A 17,243-nucleotide genomic window follows, 5' to 3' on the forward strand; every position below is an offset into this window, starting at 1 on the left:
GGTCGCACTGAACAGCAGCACGTGGTCGCCCGGTCCGGGGCCTCACGGGACCGGTGATGCTGCGCAGTCGCCCGACCGGTGGGCCCCGCCTGCGCGCCGGACGGCGGCGCTGGTCATCGAGTCACACATAAGGTCATCAGCGCAGCCTGTTGAGCCCCCATCTGTCATGGGGCGCCACCGTGACGACGCAGGCACACCAGGTCGCCCGGCTCGGAGACCACCTCGAAGCCGATCTCCTCGAGGGCGTCGACGGCCTTGCCCCGCTCGTCGGAGACGCACGCGGTGTCGACGCTCAGCGCCTCGACGAGGGGGCGCAGCGTCTGCGCCGGGGGCGTGCGCGAGTCCGCGAACTTCTGCAGCTCGGTGCGCTCATCGACCTTGGCGTCGGGGATCCCCGCGTAGGCCGGCAGGTAGATGCCGCGCGCAGAGACCGGGTGGACGTCCACGGACATGCCCGCGAGCACGCGGGCGGCGTCCCATGGGACCAGCACCACGTCGCCGTCCTTCGAGACCTCGAGGGCGCCGCGTGCCTCGACCTCGGCGCCCACCGGAACCTTCCAGGACAGCGGGGAGACCCAGCGGGCGCCGTTGGCGGTGGTCCAGATCCACTTGCCCCCCACGAGCGGCACGAGGGCCATGGCCAGGGCGGCCGCAACCGGCACGGCCGGCGCCAGGCGGCCGAGCGCGCCGGTGACGGGGAACGGCCGGCGCACCACGTCGGCGGCCAGGCCGACGACGCCGGCGACCAGGAGCGGCACGGGGACGGTCCACCACATCCGCCAGATCACCGACCCGACGCCCGCGGCCGACACGAGCACGTCGGTGACCGGGGGCAGCAGGGCCACCCCCGCTGCGAGGGTGACGCAGACGGCGACGGCGCGCGCGGCCCGGGACCGCAGGCCCGCCCAGCCGAGCGTCACGGCGACGATGGTCATGACGAAAAGCCCATGCCGTCCTGGCACCGCGACCAGGGGGTTGAGGGGCCGCCGCGATACGGTCTCGACGGCGGCAACCGGTTCCGGGATGTCGGGCGCGAGCAGCAGCACCAACACCCCGCAGAGCAGCGGGTAGGCGAGGGTGGCGGCGGCGCCGGCAGCACGACGGAAACCCCGGCGCACCCACGCCGCGACGATGATGCCGCCGAGCAGAACCGGCACGAGGAACACCGCCGTGTTGCTTGCGCCGACCGTGCCGACCACCGCCAAGGTGAGCACGGTCAGGCGGCGCCAGCCGCCCCTGCCGATGTAGGCGATCGCCGCCGCGGTGACGAGTGGGATGACCAGGCTCGCGAGGGTGGCCTTGCCCTGCCAGATTCGCACGGCGAAGAAGTTGCCGAAGCTCGCCCCAGAACCCCCGGAGGCCAGCAGGAAGACGACAGCGGCCGACAGTGCCAAAGGGGCCACCCGCACCCGGCTCAGCGACACCAGCCAGGCCAGGGTCAGGACCGCGAGGGCGGTCAGGGCCGGGGCCGCCACGATGTAGGTGACGACCCCTCCCCGCATGCCCGCCACGTGGCCGACCGCCCCGAACAGCCCCTCGATCGAGTGCACCGGCGGACTGTGGGACCTCAGGGCCGGGAACACCTCGTCCCCCAGCATGGTGTCGCGGGTCGGGAAGGTTCCGCGGTCGGCCACCCACTCTGCCAGGTTGACGAAGTAGGCGTCATCGCCGTCGGGCTTGGCCGTCACAGCGGTGAGGACCGCGCATGCCAAGGCCCAGAACCACGCGACCAGCCACAGACCTGCCTCCCCCGGCCGCCCCTGTCGAAGGACCGTGCGGGGCCGGCCTGGCTCCGCCTCGGCTGCGCCACCCCTGCGGCGGACCACGGTCTGGACGACGACCCAAGCGGCCGCGGTCGCCACGACGACCGCGATCATCAGGCCTCGTCGACCCGCCATGCCGAGGGCCCCGGCGACGAGGGCGGTGGACGCCCCCACGGCGAGGGCCGCCCAGCCGGGGCGCGTGGCCACGTCGCGGCTCGCGCCGGGAGCGAAGGCCGGCAGGACGGCATACCCGACCACCGCCGTGAGCACGAGGGTGCCCACGAGCGCGTAGGTGGCACGCAGGCCGGTGACGAGCGCGACCTGGTAGACGAGGGTCCACGAGCCGAAGGCCACGGTAGCCAGCACGAGCAGGGCGAGGGTGCCCCGCTCGAGCAGGGCCAGTGCACGCACGAGGCCGTCGGAGAGCGGGCCGGCCTCGCTCGGCTCGAGCGACTGCTGGGGGGACACCGTGTCGACGGCGATCACAGGAACCTCTCGATGAAGCGCTCGGCGGACCGCCCGTCCTCGAGGCCGGTGAAGCGGTCGCGGAAGGCCTGGTACCGCTCGGCGTACTCCTGGCCGACGGCGTCGAGCCGTTGCAGCGCGTCGATCACGCCGCTGGTCTCGGTCAGCAGCGGCCCGGGCGCCTCGGCCTCGAAGTCGAAGTAGAACCCGCGCAGGTTGTCGCGGTACTCCTCGAGGTCCCAGGTGAAGAACAGCAGGGGCCGGCCGGTGTTGACGAAGTCGAACATCACCGACGAGTAGTCCGTGACGAGCACGTCGGCCACCAGGTACAGGTCGCGGATGTCGGGATAGCCCGACACGTTGCGGACGAAGCCGCCGAACATCGAGGAGTCGATCCCGGAGGACACCAGCTGGTGGCCACGGATGAGCAGGACGCTGTCATCGCCGAAGGCCCGGTGCAGCCGCTCGAGGTCCAGCTTCATCGTGAACTGGTAGCGGCCCGCGGCGCTGTAGTCGTTGTCGCGCCACGTGGGGGCGTAGAGGATGACGCGCTTGCCCTCGGGCAGGCCGAGCCGGGCCCGGGTCGCCGCCGCCTGCTGCTCACGCAGCTCGGGGCGGTGGAAGATGTCGTTGCGCGGGTAGCCGATCTCGAGGATCTCCCCGCCGTACCGGAAGGCGCGGCGCAGGATGTCGGTCGAGAACGCGTTCGGGGAGACCAGGATGTCCCACTTGGCGACGTCCCTGGCGAACTGCTTCAGGTAGTCTCTGTTCGACATCTGGAGGGTCTCGATGTCGAAGCCGACGCGCTTCAGGGGCGTGCCGTGCCACGTCTGGGCGTATCGGCTGCCCTTGCGCTTGACGTAGTGGACCGGCATGGAGTCGTTGCTGACCACCCAGCGCGCCCGGGCCAGCCGGCGGTAGTACTCCCGGCTCCCCGTCACCACGGTGGCCACCCCCTCGGGCACCTCGACCCCGTGGTTCGCCACCGCCCAGACGCACTCACGCGGGTCCCCGCGGCGCTGGAGCTCCTCGAAGACGGCCCGCGGGCTGTCGGAGTACTGGTTGCCCTTCCACGACTCGAAAAAGATGGTGTCCTCGAGGGGCAGACGGCGCTGCACCCGGTAGAAGTACTTGCGGTTGCGCTCCCGGTGGAGGGCTCCACGGTCGCGGAAGTCACCGGAAGCGTCGACCGCGAGCTGCAGGTCGTGGTCGGGGCTCGCGCGCATCAGGTAGGTCAGGCCGTCGACCCGGCCCTGCTCGCCCAAGCGGTGCTCGGCAGTGCTGGAGGAGCGCACAGCGCGCTGGCGCTGACCCTCGTCCTCGGTGGTCACGCTCCAGAACCACCGGCCCGGGGCGAGCCAGCGCAGGCACGCCGAGCCCGGCTCGCCCAGGGCGGGCACCACGGCTCGCCAGGTGTCCCCAGCGGAGTGCACTGGAATGGTGTGTGTCGTCCCGGACCCCGACGACAGTGAGAGGGAGCGGGGCACCGGACCGTTGGTGACGCCCTCGAGGCAGAGCCCGTCGGGCTGCCACGCGAAGGACGTCAGTACCGGTCCCGGTCGGGTGTCACGCACGGTGACACCGTACTCGGCGCTCTGGCGCACCTCGATCGAGCGACCGCGCATCGTGATGAACACGTCGTCCATCTGCGGGGCCATGTCGAGGGGGCTGCGGGGCCCGTCCCCGGGCCGGGCGTCAGCACGCGTCAGCTCGACGACCCACTCGCGGTCCCCGAGCGAGGAGGAACGGACCTCGAGCACGTCGGCGCTGACCGTCGCCGTGGAGCACTCGCCGTCGTCGACCAGGGGCACCATGACCCCCGTCAGGGCGTCGGTACGGCGCAGGTAGAGCCCGGTGTCGCGCAGCGGGCCATCGGTACCGCGCACCCGGAACCGCACGGCATCCCCGACGTGCTCGACCGACTCGAGCAGCCCCTCGGCGCGGCGCACCGTGACGACGAGGCGCCGGCCCTCATAGCCCGGGATGGCGATCTGGCCGGGGGCGACGAGCGATCGGCGGGGGTGCCTGCCAGGACCGAGGTCTGGGTTGCCGATGCTGGAGCCGCGGCGCGCCGCGGGGGTCGCCACCTGGGCCAGCAGCTCGAACCGGCCCTGCTGCTCGCCCGGCTCGAGGCGGAGCGCGCGGGCGGGGACCCGCACCCGGAAGCCGGCCGCGTCGTAGGACAGCAGGGCGCCGGTCGTGCGCGCGGTGAGGTCGGGCCGGTGCACGCGCTTGCCGGGGATGGACTGGCGCCTGCCCGACCCGCCGTCGAGGCGGCGCAGCTGGAAGCGGCGCAGGGACGAGGCCCGGGTCGCCTCGGGGACCCGGTGGATGAAGGCGTGGCCGTCGACCACGAGGTCGCCGTCCTCCCAGGCGACGTCGCGCACCCCGGTCCGCAGGGGTTGGGAACGGGTGACGTCGTACACGCTGTCCGGCACCCCGAGCGCGGGGTCCTTGCGGAAGGGCAGGTCGGCGTACATGCGCAGGCCGGAGCGCACGAAGAGACCGCGGTTGGCAGGGATGCGGTAGTACTCGTGGAGCTCGATGAGCTCGCTGAGCATCCCCCGCTGGATGAGGTGGTACTGCAGCCGCCGGATCGGCGGCATCCGCGCGATGCTGGCGGCCGGCACCCGACGGAGGTAGTCCCCGACCAGGCTGATGACCTGCTCCTGGAACTCCGCAGTGCCCTCGTGCAGCACGTCGAGGAACAGCGGGATGTCGACGGTGAGGACCTTGCGGTCGTGGATCTCCTTGCCGGCTGTGTCGCCCCGCTCGGTGAGGAAGTCGTCGACGGAGGACACCGCGGCCATCCGGTCGACGAGGTTCTTGGTCTCGGCCCGGCGCTGGGTGATCGAGAGCACCGCCGTCTGGCGCTCCCGCCACAGGTAGACCGGGTCGGCCAGCACGTCGACGGACTTGGCCAGGAAGTGCGCCGGCAGCGTCAGCGGGATGTCCTCGTAGTAGACGCCCTCGGGGAACCGCAGCCCGTGCTCCACGAGGAAGGACCGCCGGTAGACCTTGTTCCACGCCGTGGAGTCGAAGACCAGCGACGGCGTCTGGTGGATGTGGGTGCGCATCTGCGTCCGCGTGATCGCGCGCCGGTGCAGCGGGGAGGTGAAGGTGCGGGCGCCGTCGAAGCGCAGCACGCCGCCGCAGACGATGTCCGAGCCGCTCTCGCGCACCGCGTGGAGCATCAGCTCGTAGGCGTCCCGCGGGATCAGGTCGTCGGAGTCGACGAAGGCCACGAACTCGCTCGTGGAGGCGTCCATCCCGATGTTCCGAGCCCGGCCCAGGCCGCCGTTGTCGACGTGCAGGACCCGCCAGCTCGGTCGCCCGGCCGCGAACTCGTCCGCCATCTGCCCTGAGCCGTCGGTCGACCCGTCGTCGACCAGGATGACCTCGAGGTCGCCCAGGGTCTGCGCGACGAGGGACTCCAGGCATGCCACGAGGTAGTCGCTGACGTTGTAGATGGGGACGACCACGCTCAGCAGGGGCATCGGCGGGCGACTCCTTTCCTTGCAGGTGGTTCCGGGCAGTGCTCAGCGCGCCCGACCGGCCGCAGCCGTCGGGACGCGCGGAGACCACCTTCCCACGAGCGGCCGCCCACCCGTAATCGAGCAGCCCGGCAGGTGGTCACAGGCGGACCCTGCTGGTGAGGAACCCCCACCCCCACGACAGGTGCATCGTCGGCAGGATGACGGGCAGCAGCAGCCGCTCCCGCAGCGTCAGGTCGCCCTTGATGGCCAGCCCACCGACCGTGGTCACCGCGAGGTATGCCGCGGGCGCGGCCCACAGGGGCCACCAGACGAAGCCGCCCACGAGGCCGCCCGCCACGCCGAGCAGCGCCACCGGTGGCGCGAGGTAGCGCAGGTTGATGGTGCCCTTGTGGGTGCGTGCGACGACGCGCCGCCACCGGCCGTAGTCGCGGTACTGCCGCGCCAGGGCGGGGAGGGTGGGCCGTGGCCGGTACGAGACCCGCAGGCGGGGCGAGAACCACACGGTGCCGCCGGCCTCGCGGATGCGGTGGTTGAGCTCCCAGTCCTGCGCCCGGACGAAGCGCGGGTCGTAGCCGCCCATGCGCTGGAGCCACTCCCTGCGGAACACCCCGAGGTAGACGGTGTCGGCGGGCCCGGCCGCTCCCCCGGTGTGGAACCGTGCCGCGCCCACGCCGAGCCGGGAGGTCATCGCCGCTGCCACCGCCCGCTCGAACGTCGTGGCGCCCTCGGCGTCCATGAGGCCCCCGACGTTGGCGGCGCCCGTCTCCTGCAAGAGCTCCCACGCCGTGCGGACGTAGTCGTGGTCGAGGACCCCGTGTCCGTCGACCCGCACGACCACGCCGACGTCGTCGGACAGGCCGGCCAGCGCCGCGTTGAGCGAGTCCGGCGTGCGACCCGTGGGACTGGGGACGGTGCGAACCCGGGGGTCCCGCTTGGCGAGCGCATGCGCGATCTCGTCGGTGCGGTCGCGACTCGGGCCGATGGCGAGCACCAGCTCGACCTGCCCGGGGTAGCTCTGGCCGAGGACGGCCGCGACGGCCTCCTCGAGGTGGCGCTCCTCGTTGAGGATGGGCATCACCACGCCGACCTTGGGCCAGTGGGCAGGCGTGGGCTCGGCCCCGCCCGTGGGGGGTGTCGGGTCGGTCATCAGCTCGAGCACACCGCCGACAGGTCGGCCTCGGAGGCCTGGCCGCCCGCGGTCGCGGGGTCAGCCGCCGGCTTGGCCGGCGCGGAGGTCGCTGCCGGCGCGGTGGGCTTCGGCGTCCGCGGGACGGCCGCGGCCGGGCGAGCGGTCGCCTTGGTCCGCGGCTTCTCGGGGGACTTCTCAGAGGCGGCGATGGTCGAGCGCACGGTGCGGCGCACGAAGTCGGCGTCGTAGTCCCAGGGCTTGATGAGGGGCGGCACGAAATTCACACTCTTGATCTTCTGCGTCCGGGTCTTCAGGGCCAGGTCGGCAAAGTATCCCAGCTCCGACTGTGGGAGGTCGGTGCGGACCAGCCCTGAGCTGGCCCCGGCGATCTTCGGGAAGCGGGTGAGCACGGTCTGGGGGTCGACCTGGTCGACGAGCGCCGTCATGACGCAGCGCTGGCGGGCCATCCGCTCGTAGTTCGTCGAGCCGTGCCGTGACCGGGCGTACCAGAGGGCGCGGTAGCCGTCGAGGTGCTGGCGGCCGGGCTCGATCCACCCGACGACCGGTGAGGTGCCGCCGCCGATCGGGGTCCGCCGCTGCACCGTGATGTCGAGGCCGCCCACGGCGTCGACCATCTTGCGGAAGCCGCGCAGGTCGACCATGGCGTAGTAGTGCACGTCGAGGCCGCTCACGGCCTCGACGGCCTCCCGGGTGGCCAGCACGCCCGCACTCTGGGTTCCCGCCGGGAACTGGTCGCGGTGGTCCTCGGCCCAGGTGTAGAGGCCGTTCAGCAGGCACTCGTCGCCGCAGTTCCAGCCCTCCGGCATGAGCCGCTGCATGACCGAGCCGGGCCGGAAGTCGATGTTCTCCATGTCACGCGAGAAGCCGAACACGACCGCCCGGCCCGTCTCGGCGTCGATGCTGGCCAGCTGGATGCTGTCGGGCCGCGTCCCGACCCGCGACTTCCCGGTGTCGCCGCCGAGGAGCAGGATGTTGTATCGGCCGTCGGTGGGCTCCACCGCCCGGTTGCCGCTGAACAGGGCGTTCAGGGCGTCCTTGCCGGCGGCCACGTTGCTGGCCGCGTAGACGAGCCCTCCCGAGGTCACGACCAGGAGCCCGGCCGTGAGCCCGGTGAGCCACCGCCTGGCACGCAGGACCAACCGCCCCGGCTGGCCGAGCCGCCACGCGTCGAGGAACAGCGCGCCCCAGAACAGCGCGAAGCCGAGCAGGGCCCACTGGAGCACGGTGAGGAACCACGCGCGGCCGAACAGCCCGAGGAACCAGCCGCGGTTGACGAGGAAGAGCAGGCCGAAGAACAGGGCCAGCGCCCACAGCCCCAGCCAGCACCGCACCGCCACCCTGCCCACAGTGCGGCTGCCGGCGGCCAGCTGCGCGCTCCCGGGGAAGGCGAGGGTGAGCAGGACGAGGGCGAAGGCGCGCCGCCTGCGCGTCCGCGGGCCCATGGACTCCGGGTCGGCGAGCCGGCGGTCCGGCCGACCCGACACGTAGACGCTCACCTCGGCGTCCCACTCCAGCGCTGCAGGGGGTCGACTCATGGTCGCCCAGTATCGGGGACGGGACTGCTGTGGCTCCTGAGGCGCGCGGGCCGTTCCGGGCCTTGTCGGATGCGTCCTTTTTGGCACGGGACGTGCCTGACGAGGATCATGTCCGCATGACCCCCCGCGACACCCGGCCGGACGACGCCCGCCCCCTCCCCCAGGGCAGGCGCGGCGCAGCGATGAGCTCAGAGGACGACGACGTCTACACCGTCGACGTCCGCCGCGGCGCCGGCCGACCACCCGCTCGTCCGGCGAAGGCCTCGCGTCCGCGCCGTCGGCTGCGGTGGGGCTGGCTCGTCGCGCTCGTCGTCGTCGGCTGGCTGGCCTTCATGGTCGGCACCCCGCTGCACGCGTGGAGCAACGTCACCAAGGTCGACACCGCACCGTCGGGCGAGCGGCCCGCTGACGGCAAGGGCTACAACTACCTGCTCGTCGGGTCCGACAGCCGCGAGGGCCTGACCGACGAGCAGAAGAAGGAGTACGCCACCGGCAGTGCCGAGGGCCGCCGCACCGACTCGATCATCCTCGTCCACGTGCCCGAGGGCGGCGGCAAGCCTGCCCTCATCTCCCTTCCGCGCGACTCCTTCGTGCCGATCCCGGGCAAGGGCAGCAACAAGATCAACGCCGCCTTCGCCTTCGGCGGCCCGAAGCTCCTGGTCAACACCGTCGAGCAGGTCACCGACCTGCGCATCGACGGCTACGTCGAGATCGGCTTCGCCGGGTTCGCCTCGGTGGTCGACAGCCTGGGCGGCGTCGACATCTGCGTGAAGTTCAACATGAACGACAAGAAGGCCGGCATCAACCTCAAGAAGGGCTGCCAGACGCTGAACGGCAAGAACGCCCTCGGCTACGTGCGCGCCCGCTACTCCGACCCGCGCGGCGACATCGGCCGCGCCGACCGGCAGCGCCAGTTCCTCGCCGCGATCATGAAGAAGGCGGCCACCCCGTCGACCGTCCTCATCCCCACCCGCTACTGGGGCTTCACCCACGCCTCCGCCGAGGGCCTCATCGTCGGCGAGGACACCTCGATGACCGACGCCGGCCGGGTCATGCTGGCGATGCGTGCCGTCTCCCGCGACGAGGGCCTCAGCCTCGTGGTCCCGATCCAGAGCGAGAACTACCAGACCAGTGCGGGCAGCGCCGTCAAGTGGGACACCGAGCGCGCCAAGGCGCTGTTCTCGCTGCTGCGCAACGACGAGCCGCTCGAGGAGCCGCCGCCCGGCACCGACGGCAAGCCCTCCGAGGGCTGAGTCGCTCGAGCAGTGCGAGGGGCGGTATGCCGCGTGGCCGGCGCACCGCCCCTCCCTCGTGTTGCGAGCTCAACGGGCGGTATGCCGCGTGGCCGGTACACCACCCTCCGCCGTCTTCAAGCCCGGGACGAGTCCCGGTGCAGGTCAGCACCTGCACCCCTCAGGGGCCTGCGGCATGCGTGTTGCCCCGCCGATGGTCGGCGGGGTGTGGGGCGGGGTCACGCTGGTTCCTGCGCGGCGCGTCTCGCGAGGAGCTCGTCGTAGGAGCCACGGGTGAGGTCCCACTCGACCCGTTCCCCGTCGGTGTCGTTGACGACCCGGCCGGCGTGGCGGCGGTTGTGCACGACCGTGTGGTGCCGCTCGCACAGCAGGGCGGCGTTGCCCAGGTTCGAGGGGCCGGCATCTGCCCAGTGCACGAGGTGGTGGGCGTCGGTCCACTGCGGCGGGGCGTCGCAGCCGGGGTAGGTGCAGCCGCCGTCGCGGAGCCAGAGCCGCTTGGTCTGGGCGTCGCTGAAGTACCGCTTGTCCAGCCCCCAGTCCATGACCTCGCCCCGGCCGCCCAGGACGATCGGGATGACGGAGCCGTCGCAGCACAGCCGGCGCACCGTCTCCGGGGCGAGGTGGGTGCCGGCGTCGAGCCCGCCCAGGGTGGTGGCCGCACCCAGCCCGTCGCGCAAGGACTCCCAGTCCATGGTCAGCAGCAGGGTGGTCTTGTTCGTCCTGCCCACCTCGCCCCCGGCCGCCACCGCCCGCCGCACCAACGTCACCAGGGCGTCGCCGCGGCGCCGGTCGCTGGAGCGTAGGTCGCGTTCCCCGTCGACCGGCTTCGGCGCCGACAACGGCCCCAGCGCGGCCTCCAGGACTGCCTTGCCCTCGACGTCGAGGGTGAGCCGGTACTCGAACGTCTCCGCGCCGGTGTCGCGCGGCTGGGACAGGGAGATGAAGGACTTGCCCAGGTTCTGCTGGTCCTGCAGCACCCCGTGGCGTCCGTACCTGGCCAGCAGGGCGTCACGCAGCATCCGGCACCCGGACGGGCCGTGCTGCTCGGCCATGCTGACCAGGCCCTCGAGCACGTGGGGCTCGGCGCCCTCGGCCAGCAGCGGGCGCAGCTTGTCCGCCTCCGAGACGACCGCCGCCGCGGACCTCACCGGCAACCGGCCCGCGTCGAAGGCCTCCTTCACCGGGGCGTTGACCCGCTTCTGGAAGGCCTGCGCGACGCTGACGATGGTCCCGGCGCCGCCGGCTCTGGTCGACGGCGCGTGGTGGCGCACCCACTGGGTCACCGACATCGCCGCCGATCCGCCGGAGGTCTCACCCCGGTCCATGGCCTCACCGACCACCGCCACCATCGCGGTACCGCAGGCCACACCGAGCGCATCGACCTCCGACAGCAGACCGGCCAGGCCTTCCGGACCGCCGCCCGAGGGCACCTGCCACAGCACCGCACCGACGGAGGCCATCGCCGCCCGGGCAGCCGCGAGCCGCTCGCGACACTCCGCCATGCTCAGCTGCTGCTTCGCCTCCATGACGACCACACTAGAGGCGACCACCGACAGCCCAGCTTGACCGAGCCCAGTGGAAACCGTTGTCGCGCAACGGTTTCCGACGGCATACCGAGCCACGGTGCGCAAGGCGCACATCAACGCATGTGGACGGTGTGACGATCCGAGCCGCCCTGTGGACAGGAGGCCGGGGAACCCCTACTTCAGGAGCTGGCGGGCCATCACCACGCGCTGCACCTGGTTGGTGCCCTCGTAGATCTGGGTGATCTTCGCGTCGCGCATCATGCGCTCGACCGGGAAGTCCTTGGTGTAGCCGTAGCCGCCGAGCAGCTGCACCGCGTCGGTGGTCACCTTCATGGCGACGTCGGACGCGAGGCACTTCGCGGCCGCACCGAAGAACGGCAGGTCGGCGTCACCGCGCTCGGACTTGGCCGCGGCGACGTAGACCATCTGGCGCGCCGCCTCGAGCTCCATGGCCATGTCGGCGAGCATGAACTGGATGCCCTGGAAGTCGGCGATGGCCTTGCCGAACTGCTTGCGCTCCTTGACGTAGTCGAGCGCGAAGTCCAGCGCACCCTGGGCGATGCCGACCGCCTGCGCGCCGATGGTGACGCGGGTGTGGTCGAGGGTGCGCAGCGCGATCTTGAGGCCCTCGCCGGGCGCGCCGACCATGCGGTCGCCGGGCAGGCGCACGTTGTCGAAGTGCAGCTCGCGCGTCGGGGAGCCCTTGATCCCGAGCTTGCGCTCCTTCTCGCCGAAGGTGAAGCCCTCGTCGGACCTCTCGACGACGAAGGCGCTCACGTTGTTGCCGCGACGACCCTCGGGGTCGGTGACGGCCAGCACGGTGTAGTAGTCGGAGACGCCCGCGTTGGTGATCCAGGACTTCTGCCCGTTCAGCACCCAGTCGTCGCCGTCGCGGCGCGCGCGGGTCTTCATCGCGGCGGTGTCCGAGCCGGCCTCCCGCTCGGAGAGGCCGTAGGAGAAGGTCGACTCGCCCCGGGCCACCGGCGGCAGGTACTTCGCCTTGACCTCCTGCGAGGCCGCCAGGAGCAGCGGCATCGTGCCCAGCTTGTTGACCGCCGGGATCAGCGAGGCGGAGGCGTCCGCACGGGCGACCTCCTCGATGACGATGCAGGTCGCGAGCGCGTCTGCCCCGACGCCGTCGTACTCCTCGGGGATGTGCGGCGCGAAGAAGTCGGAGGCGACGAGGGCGTCGTGGGCCTCCTGGGGGTAGCGCCCCTCCTCGTCGACCGCTGCGGCGAACGGCGCGATCTTGTCGCGTGCCACCGCGCGGACCGCGTCGCGCAGGGCCTCGTGGTCCTCGGACGTCTTGAACAGGTCGAAGTCGGCGTTTCCGGTGCTCACGGCCGCAGGTTACCTCCCGGTATGCCGTCCCGAAGAGCCTCGCAGGTGTGGCGCGCGCCACCTCCTCGGCGAGCCCCTTTCGGGGGATCCGAGCGAATCGCCCCACTTCGCGACGGTACGCGGCTAGATTCGCCCACTGCTGCTCCATCGCGTCGGCGTGTGCCGGCCTCACTCCTGGGGGACCATGACCACCACACCCGGACCTGCCCGCCTGGTTCTGACCGCCCTCGTGGCGACCTCGCTCGCCGCTGGCACCACCTCGGTCGCCGAGGCTACGGCGTCGACGTCGTACCGCGACGGCATGGACCTGAAGACGCGCGCCATCAACGCCCTCCTCGACGGGAGCACGACGGACCACTCGGCACCAAAGCCAGCCCCCGCTCCCGTGGCCCGAAACCTGGCGGGTTCAGCGACCGCCGGCCCATCTGCCGGTGACGGCACGACACCGGCTCAGCCGCAGGCGGCGGGCGACCTCGGTGACTGCACCGGGCTTGCGCTCGACTGGACGCCCACCCACGACCGGGTCTGGCTGCACTGGAACGACATGGCGCGCGACAACTACACGATCCTCGCGCGGCGTGACGGCGGGTCCTGGCGTCAGCTGGGCTCGACGACCGAGACGTCCTTCATGGATGCTTCGTCCAACACGCACGGCTTCGTGACCTACCGCCTCGACTCCGACGAGCTCATCTGCAGCCTCGGCGACTGGGTCACCATGGTCACGCCGAACGGGCGGGGCGAGGTGGACGCCGTCTACGGAGCCACCGCGAGCGGGACCGGCACGCCGGGACTGATGGAGCAGGACGCCTACTCCTACGCGATGCCGGTGGGTCGCGCCGGTGTCGATCCTGCCTTTTCCCCCGACGGCCGGTTCGTGGCCTCGACCCGGCAGGACGCCGCGGGCGTGTGGCAGCTGTCGGTGAACGCCGCCGGCAGCACCCGCCGCTCGGTGAGGTCACTTGCCATGCCGGCCGGGTTCGTGGGCGCCGAGGCGGCGTGGTCGCCCGACGGCTCGGAGATCGTCTACACGCGCTACGCCCTCGACGCGCAGGGCGCCGCGACCGACCCGGAGCTGCACGTCCTGACCGTCGCCACCGGCGCCGACAGGGTGGTGGCCGGCTCCCAGGGATTGGTGCAGTCGGACTGGCGATCACGGGCACAGCTCGTGGCCGCGGGTTTCGCGCCGGGCACGGGCCTCTACAACCTGCCCGCCGCGGGAGGTGCCGCCACCGAGATCACCGGCACCGCGAACGCCGGTGACCCTGAGGTGGCTCCGGACGGACGCGTGTGGTTCGTTGAAGGGAACGGCACCACCTTCACTGTCCGGACGCTGACGGGCGACCTGGCCCGGACGGTGCACACAAGCACCACGCACTGGTTCGAGCAGCCGCGCGTCGCGCAGGACGGCACCGTCTACATCCTGGACGTCGACATGCACGACGTGGGCAACCCCGACGACAACACCTTCACCGTGACGCGCGGCACGTTCGGTGCCGACGGGATGCAACAGACGGGTATCGGCGCACCGCGAGACGCCAGGGTGGTCGGCTTCCACGGGTTCGACGTGCGCCAGCCGCTCAGCACGGGCACCTCGGACTTCGTCGGCGACGCCAACCCCGACGTCCTCGCCCGCGACAACTCGGGCCGGCAGTGGGTCTACCCGATGACGCAGGACCTCTCCTCGGGTGCCCCGCGCCTTGGCACGCGGGTGCAGGTCGGCACGGGGTGGAACATCTACAACGCCATCGTCGCCGCCGGTGACCTCACCGGCGATGGTCGCGGCGACATCGTGACCCGCGACACCAGTGGGGTGCTCTGGCGGTATGACGGCCTCGGCGGCGGGAGGGTGTCGGCACGGGTCAGGATCGGCACTAGCTGGAGCGGCTACCTCATCGTCGGGACCGGCGATTTCAACGGGGACAGTCGTGCCGACCTGCTGGCCCGCGACAAGTACGGGGTTCTCTGGCTGTACCCAGGTACCGGCCGTGGTGGTCTCACCACCCGTACGAAGCTCGGGACCGGCTGGCAGGGCATGACCGCGATCCTTGGCTCCGGAGACTTCGATTACGACAACGACGCCGACGTGCTGGCGCGGGACGGCAGTGGTGTGCTGTGGCTGTACCCGAACAGTGGCCGGGGCTCCTTCCAGCCCCGTCGCAAGGTCGGCTCGGGATGGGGCGGCTTCAGCGCCCTGCTGGCGCCCGAGAGCGTCGGTTCCCTCCTAAACGTCCTTGGCCGTGACCGCTACGGCAACCTTGTCGCCTACGGAGTCATCGGCGACGGCCGATTCGAATCAAACCTGTCGGGCCGGATCGGCACCGGGTGGAGCGGATACGCCATGACAAGCTGAACGAAGACCCGAGGGCCGTGAAGGGGTGTGCGGCGAAGGCACTCGCGGCACACCCCTTCACGCCGTGGTGCCGGTGCCACACCGTCAGCGGCGCCGCAGGTGGAAGTGGCGGCCGTGCTCCTCGCGGTCCACGAGCTCCGGCAGTACCTCCTGCTCGAAGAGCTTGATGCTCGTGATGTCGTAGGCGGCGTCGGCGAAGTAGGTGATGGCGTAGGTCATCCCTGCGGCCTCGAGCTTCCTGAACGTCTCGACGATCTGCTCCGGCGTGCCGACGGCGGGGCCGTTGCGGAACGAGCGGACCTGCTCGTCGGCCTTCTCCTCGCTGAGGCCCGCCCGCAGGTACTGCTCGCGGATCCACGCCAGCCGGTTCTCGACCTCGCGCTCGTCCCGGCCGATCACGACGTTGTAGTTGGCGCTGCGGACGATCTCGTCGAAGTCCCGGCCGACGTCCCGGCAGTGGGCCCGCAGGACCTCGCTCTTGTGCCGGAAGCCCTCGGGCGTGCCGTCGAAGTTGGTGTAGTCGGCGTACTGCGCGGCGATGCGCAGCGTCTTCCGCTCGCCGCCGCCCGCCACCCACATCGGGATGCCGTTCTCCTTCGACCCCGGCAGCACGGTGCCCTGCAACGGCTGCGGGGCGCAGCGCGCGCCGTCGACCTGGTAGTGCTCGCCATGGAAGGTGGCCGAGCCCTTGGTCCACATGTCGCGCATGATCTGCACGCCCTCCTCGAGGGCCTTGATCCGCTCCCCCGCGCGCGGGAAGCCGTAGCCGTAGGCGCGCCACTCGTGCTCGTACCAGCCGGCGCCGATGCCCATGTCGATGCGCCCCTCCGACACGATGTCGGCGGTGGCCGCCACCTTCGCGAGGTATGCGGGGTTGCGGTAGCTCATGCACGTGCACATCTGGCCCAGGCGGACCCGTCCGGTCACCGCCCCGAGCGCCGCCATCAGCGTCCAGGCCTCGTGGGTGGCCTCACCGGTCGGCACCGGGGTGGTGTGGAAGTGGTCGTAGACCCAGATGGAGGACCAGTCGTCGTTCGCGTCCACGCGCCGCGCGAGGCCGGCCATGACGCCCCAGTGCTGCGACGGGTCGATGCCGACCAGGTCCATGCGCCATCCCTGCGGGACGAACAGTCCGAACTTCATCAACGCTCCTGGGGGTGTGGACGAGCTGGCGGGCCCGGGCGGGCCCGGCTGTGGGGCCCCTCCGTGGGCCCCACTCTACGGACGCCGGGCCACGACGCCTGTTGGGAGCCCAGGTGCCCGCGCCGCTACAGTCTCCCGCGTGAAGATCCTCAGCGTCGTCGGTGCCCGTCCCCAGTTCGTCAAGCTCGCGCCCATCGCGCGGGCCCTGGGTGAGGCCGGCCATGAGCACGTCATCGTTCACACCGGCCAGCACTACGACCTCAACATGTCGGACGTCTTCTTCGAGGACCTGGGCATCCCCGCCCCCGATGTGCACCTCGCGGTCGGCTCCGCGAGCCACGGCCGCCAGACCGGCGCCATGCTCGGGGCCATGGACGAGGTGCTCGAGGAGCACCGCCCGGACTGGGTCCTCGTCTACGGCGACACCAACTCCACGGTCGCCGGAGCCCTGTCAGCGGTGAAGATGCACATCCCGCTGGCCCACCTCGAGGCGGGCCTGCGCTCGTTCAACCGCCGGATGCCCGAGGAGCACAACCGCGTGCTCACCGACCACGCGGCCGACCTCTGCCTCGCGCCCACCGAGCTGGCGATGCGCCACCTCGCCAACGAGGGCCTCTCGGGCCGCAGCGTGCTCGTCGGCGACGTCATGACCGACGTGCTGCTCACCGTGCGCGACGCCGTCGCCGAGCGGGAGCCGGAGCTGCCCGAGGACATCGACCCCGCGAGCCCCTACTACGTCGCCACGCTGCACCGCGCAGAGAACACCGACGACCCCGAGCGGCTGCGCGCCATTATCGAGAGCCTGGCCAAGGTCGACGCGCCCGTGCTCCTCCTCGCCCACCCGCGCCTGCGGTCACGCGCCGAACAGCACGGCCTCGACCTGGCCCAGGGTGCCGTCGTGGCGGCCGACCCGCTGCCCTACCCCACCCTGGTCCGGGCGGCGATGTCGAGCGCCGGCGTCATCACCGACTCCGGCGGCCTCCAGAAGGAGGCCTTCCTGCTTCGGGTCCCGTGCACAACCATCCGCACAGAAACGGAATGGACCGAGACCGTCGACCTCGGATGGAACGTTCTCGCCGGAGATATCGAGACCTTGTATGCCGCCGTGACACGGCCCCACCCACAGGCCACAGACGCGATGCCGTATGGCGACGGCAGCGCAGCTGGGCGGGCGGTCGAAGCCATCCTCGCCGGCGGCACACGGCTGGCCAGCGCTTAAG

The 17,243-nt window shown here is 71.6% G+C and carries 10 protein-coding genes; 3 read left to right on the forward strand and 7 right to left on the reverse strand.

The genetic code is table 11. From position 1 onward, the window contains the following. Positions 1 to 164 precede the first annotated feature (164 nt). From P2F65_RS15915 to P2F65_RS15930, 4 genes are all read right to left on the reverse strand, one after another. Positions 165 to 2,249, reverse strand: coding sequence for a DUF6077 domain-containing protein (locus tag P2F65_RS15915; RefSeq protein WP_275809896.1), 2,085 nt, complete (start codon positions 2,247 to 2,249; stop codon positions 165 to 167). Further along, positions 2,246 to 5,725, reverse strand: a complete 3,480-nt coding sequence (locus P2F65_RS15920; RefSeq protein WP_275809899.1) for a bifunctional glycosyltransferase/CDP-glycerol:glycerophosphate glycerophosphotransferase — start codon at positions 5,723 to 5,725, stop codon at positions 2,246 to 2,248. The genes P2F65_RS15915 and P2F65_RS15920 overlap by 4 nt, the downstream gene beginning before the upstream one ends. Before the next feature lie 136 nt (positions 5,726 to 5,861). Continuing rightward, positions 5,862 to 6,872 (reverse strand): glycosyltransferase family 2 protein, encoded by a 1,011-nt coding sequence (locus tag P2F65_RS15925; RefSeq protein WP_275809901.1) that lies wholly within the window; start codon positions 6,870 to 6,872, stop codon positions 5,862 to 5,864. After that, complete coding sequence (locus P2F65_RS15930) at positions 6,872 to 8,410, reverse strand: LCP family protein (RefSeq protein ID WP_275809904.1); 1,539 nt, start codon at positions 8,408 to 8,410, stop codon at positions 6,872 to 6,874. Before P2F65_RS15930 ends, P2F65_RS15925 begins: the two co-directional genes overlap by 1 nt. A 116-nt stretch (positions 8,411 to 8,526) precedes the next feature. Between P2F65_RS15930 and P2F65_RS15935 the strand changes: the two genes are divergently transcribed. Beyond that, positions 8,527 to 9,663 carry an LCP family protein gene (locus P2F65_RS15935; protein WP_275809906.1) on the forward strand — a complete coding sequence of 379 codons (1,137 nt, stop codon included), beginning with the start codon at positions 8,527 to 8,529 and terminating at the stop codon, positions 9,661 to 9,663. A gap of 218 nt (positions 9,664 to 9,881) precedes the next feature. Here the strand turns inward: P2F65_RS15935 and P2F65_RS15940 are convergent, their stop codons facing one another. Together P2F65_RS15940 and P2F65_RS15945 are read right to left on the reverse strand one after the other, a co-directional pair. After that, the gene (locus P2F65_RS15940) at positions 9,882 to 11,189 is read right to left on the reverse strand and encodes an HNH endonuclease signature motif containing protein (RefSeq protein WP_275809909.1); all 1,308 of its coding nucleotides are present in this window, start codon (positions 11,187 to 11,189) and stop codon (positions 9,882 to 9,884) included. A gap of 174 nt (positions 11,190 to 11,363) precedes the next feature. Next, positions 11,364 to 12,530: an acyl-CoA dehydrogenase family protein gene (locus P2F65_RS15945; RefSeq protein WP_275809912.1), complete on the reverse strand. Its 1,167-nt coding sequence runs from the start codon at positions 12,528 to 12,530 to the stop codon at positions 11,364 to 11,366. A 184-nt stretch (positions 12,531 to 12,714) separates the two neighbouring features. Here P2F65_RS15945 and P2F65_RS15950 point away from each other — a divergent pair, with 184 nt between their 5' ends. After that, complete coding sequence (locus P2F65_RS15950) at positions 12,715 to 14,880, forward strand: FG-GAP-like repeat-containing protein (RefSeq protein ID WP_275809915.1); 2,166 nt, start codon at positions 12,715 to 12,717, stop codon at positions 14,878 to 14,880. An 84-nt stretch (positions 14,881 to 14,964) separates the two neighbouring features. Here P2F65_RS15950 and P2F65_RS15955 read toward each other — a convergent pair whose 3' ends face one another. Then, entirely contained in the window at positions 14,965 to 16,023 is a 1,059-nt protein-coding gene (locus tag P2F65_RS15955; protein WP_275809918.1) for a TIGR03560 family F420-dependent LLM class oxidoreductase, read from the reverse strand. 139 nt (positions 16,024 to 16,162) lie between these two features. Between P2F65_RS15955 and wecB the strand changes: the two genes are divergently transcribed. Beyond that, on the forward strand, positions 16,163 to 17,242 hold the full coding sequence (gene wecB / locus P2F65_RS15960; protein WP_275809921.1) for a UDP-N-acetylglucosamine 2-epimerase (non-hydrolyzing): 1,080 nt from the start codon (positions 16,163 to 16,165) through the stop codon (positions 17,240 to 17,242). Position 17,243: the final 1 nt, after the last annotated feature.

This window comes from Knoellia sp. p5-6-4 (assembly GCF_029222705.1).
In the GTDB taxonomy this organism is placed as follows: domain Bacteria; phylum Actinomycetota; class Actinomycetes; order Actinomycetales; family Dermatophilaceae; genus Pedococcus_A.

Coding starts and splice junctions, on each gene's coding strand:
- P2F65_RS15930 (WP_275809904.1), bottom strand. CDS start 8,410: ATGAGTCGACCCCCTGCAGCGCTGGAGTGGGACGCCGAGGTGAGCGTC.
- P2F65_RS15940 (WP_275809909.1), bottom strand. CDS start 11,189: ATGGAGGCGAAGCAGCAGCTGAGCATGGCGGAGTGTCGCGAGCGGCTC.
- P2F65_RS15920 (WP_275809899.1), bottom strand. CDS start 5,725: ATGCCCCTGCTGAGCGTGGTCGTCCCCATCTACAACGTCAGCGACTAC.
- P2F65_RS15950 (WP_275809915.1), top strand. CDS start 12,715: ATGACCACCACACCCGGACCTGCCCGCCTGGTTCTGACCGCCCTCGTG.
- P2F65_RS15925 (WP_275809901.1), bottom strand. CDS start 6,872: ATGACCGACCCGACACCCCCCACGGGCGGGGCCGAGCCCACGCCTGCC.
- P2F65_RS15955 (WP_275809918.1), bottom strand. CDS start 16,023: ATGAAGTTCGGACTGTTCGTCCCGCAGGGATGGCGCATGGACCTGGTC.
- P2F65_RS15935 (WP_275809906.1), top strand. CDS start 8,527: ATGACCCCCCGCGACACCCGGCCGGACGACGCCCGCCCCCTCCCCCAG.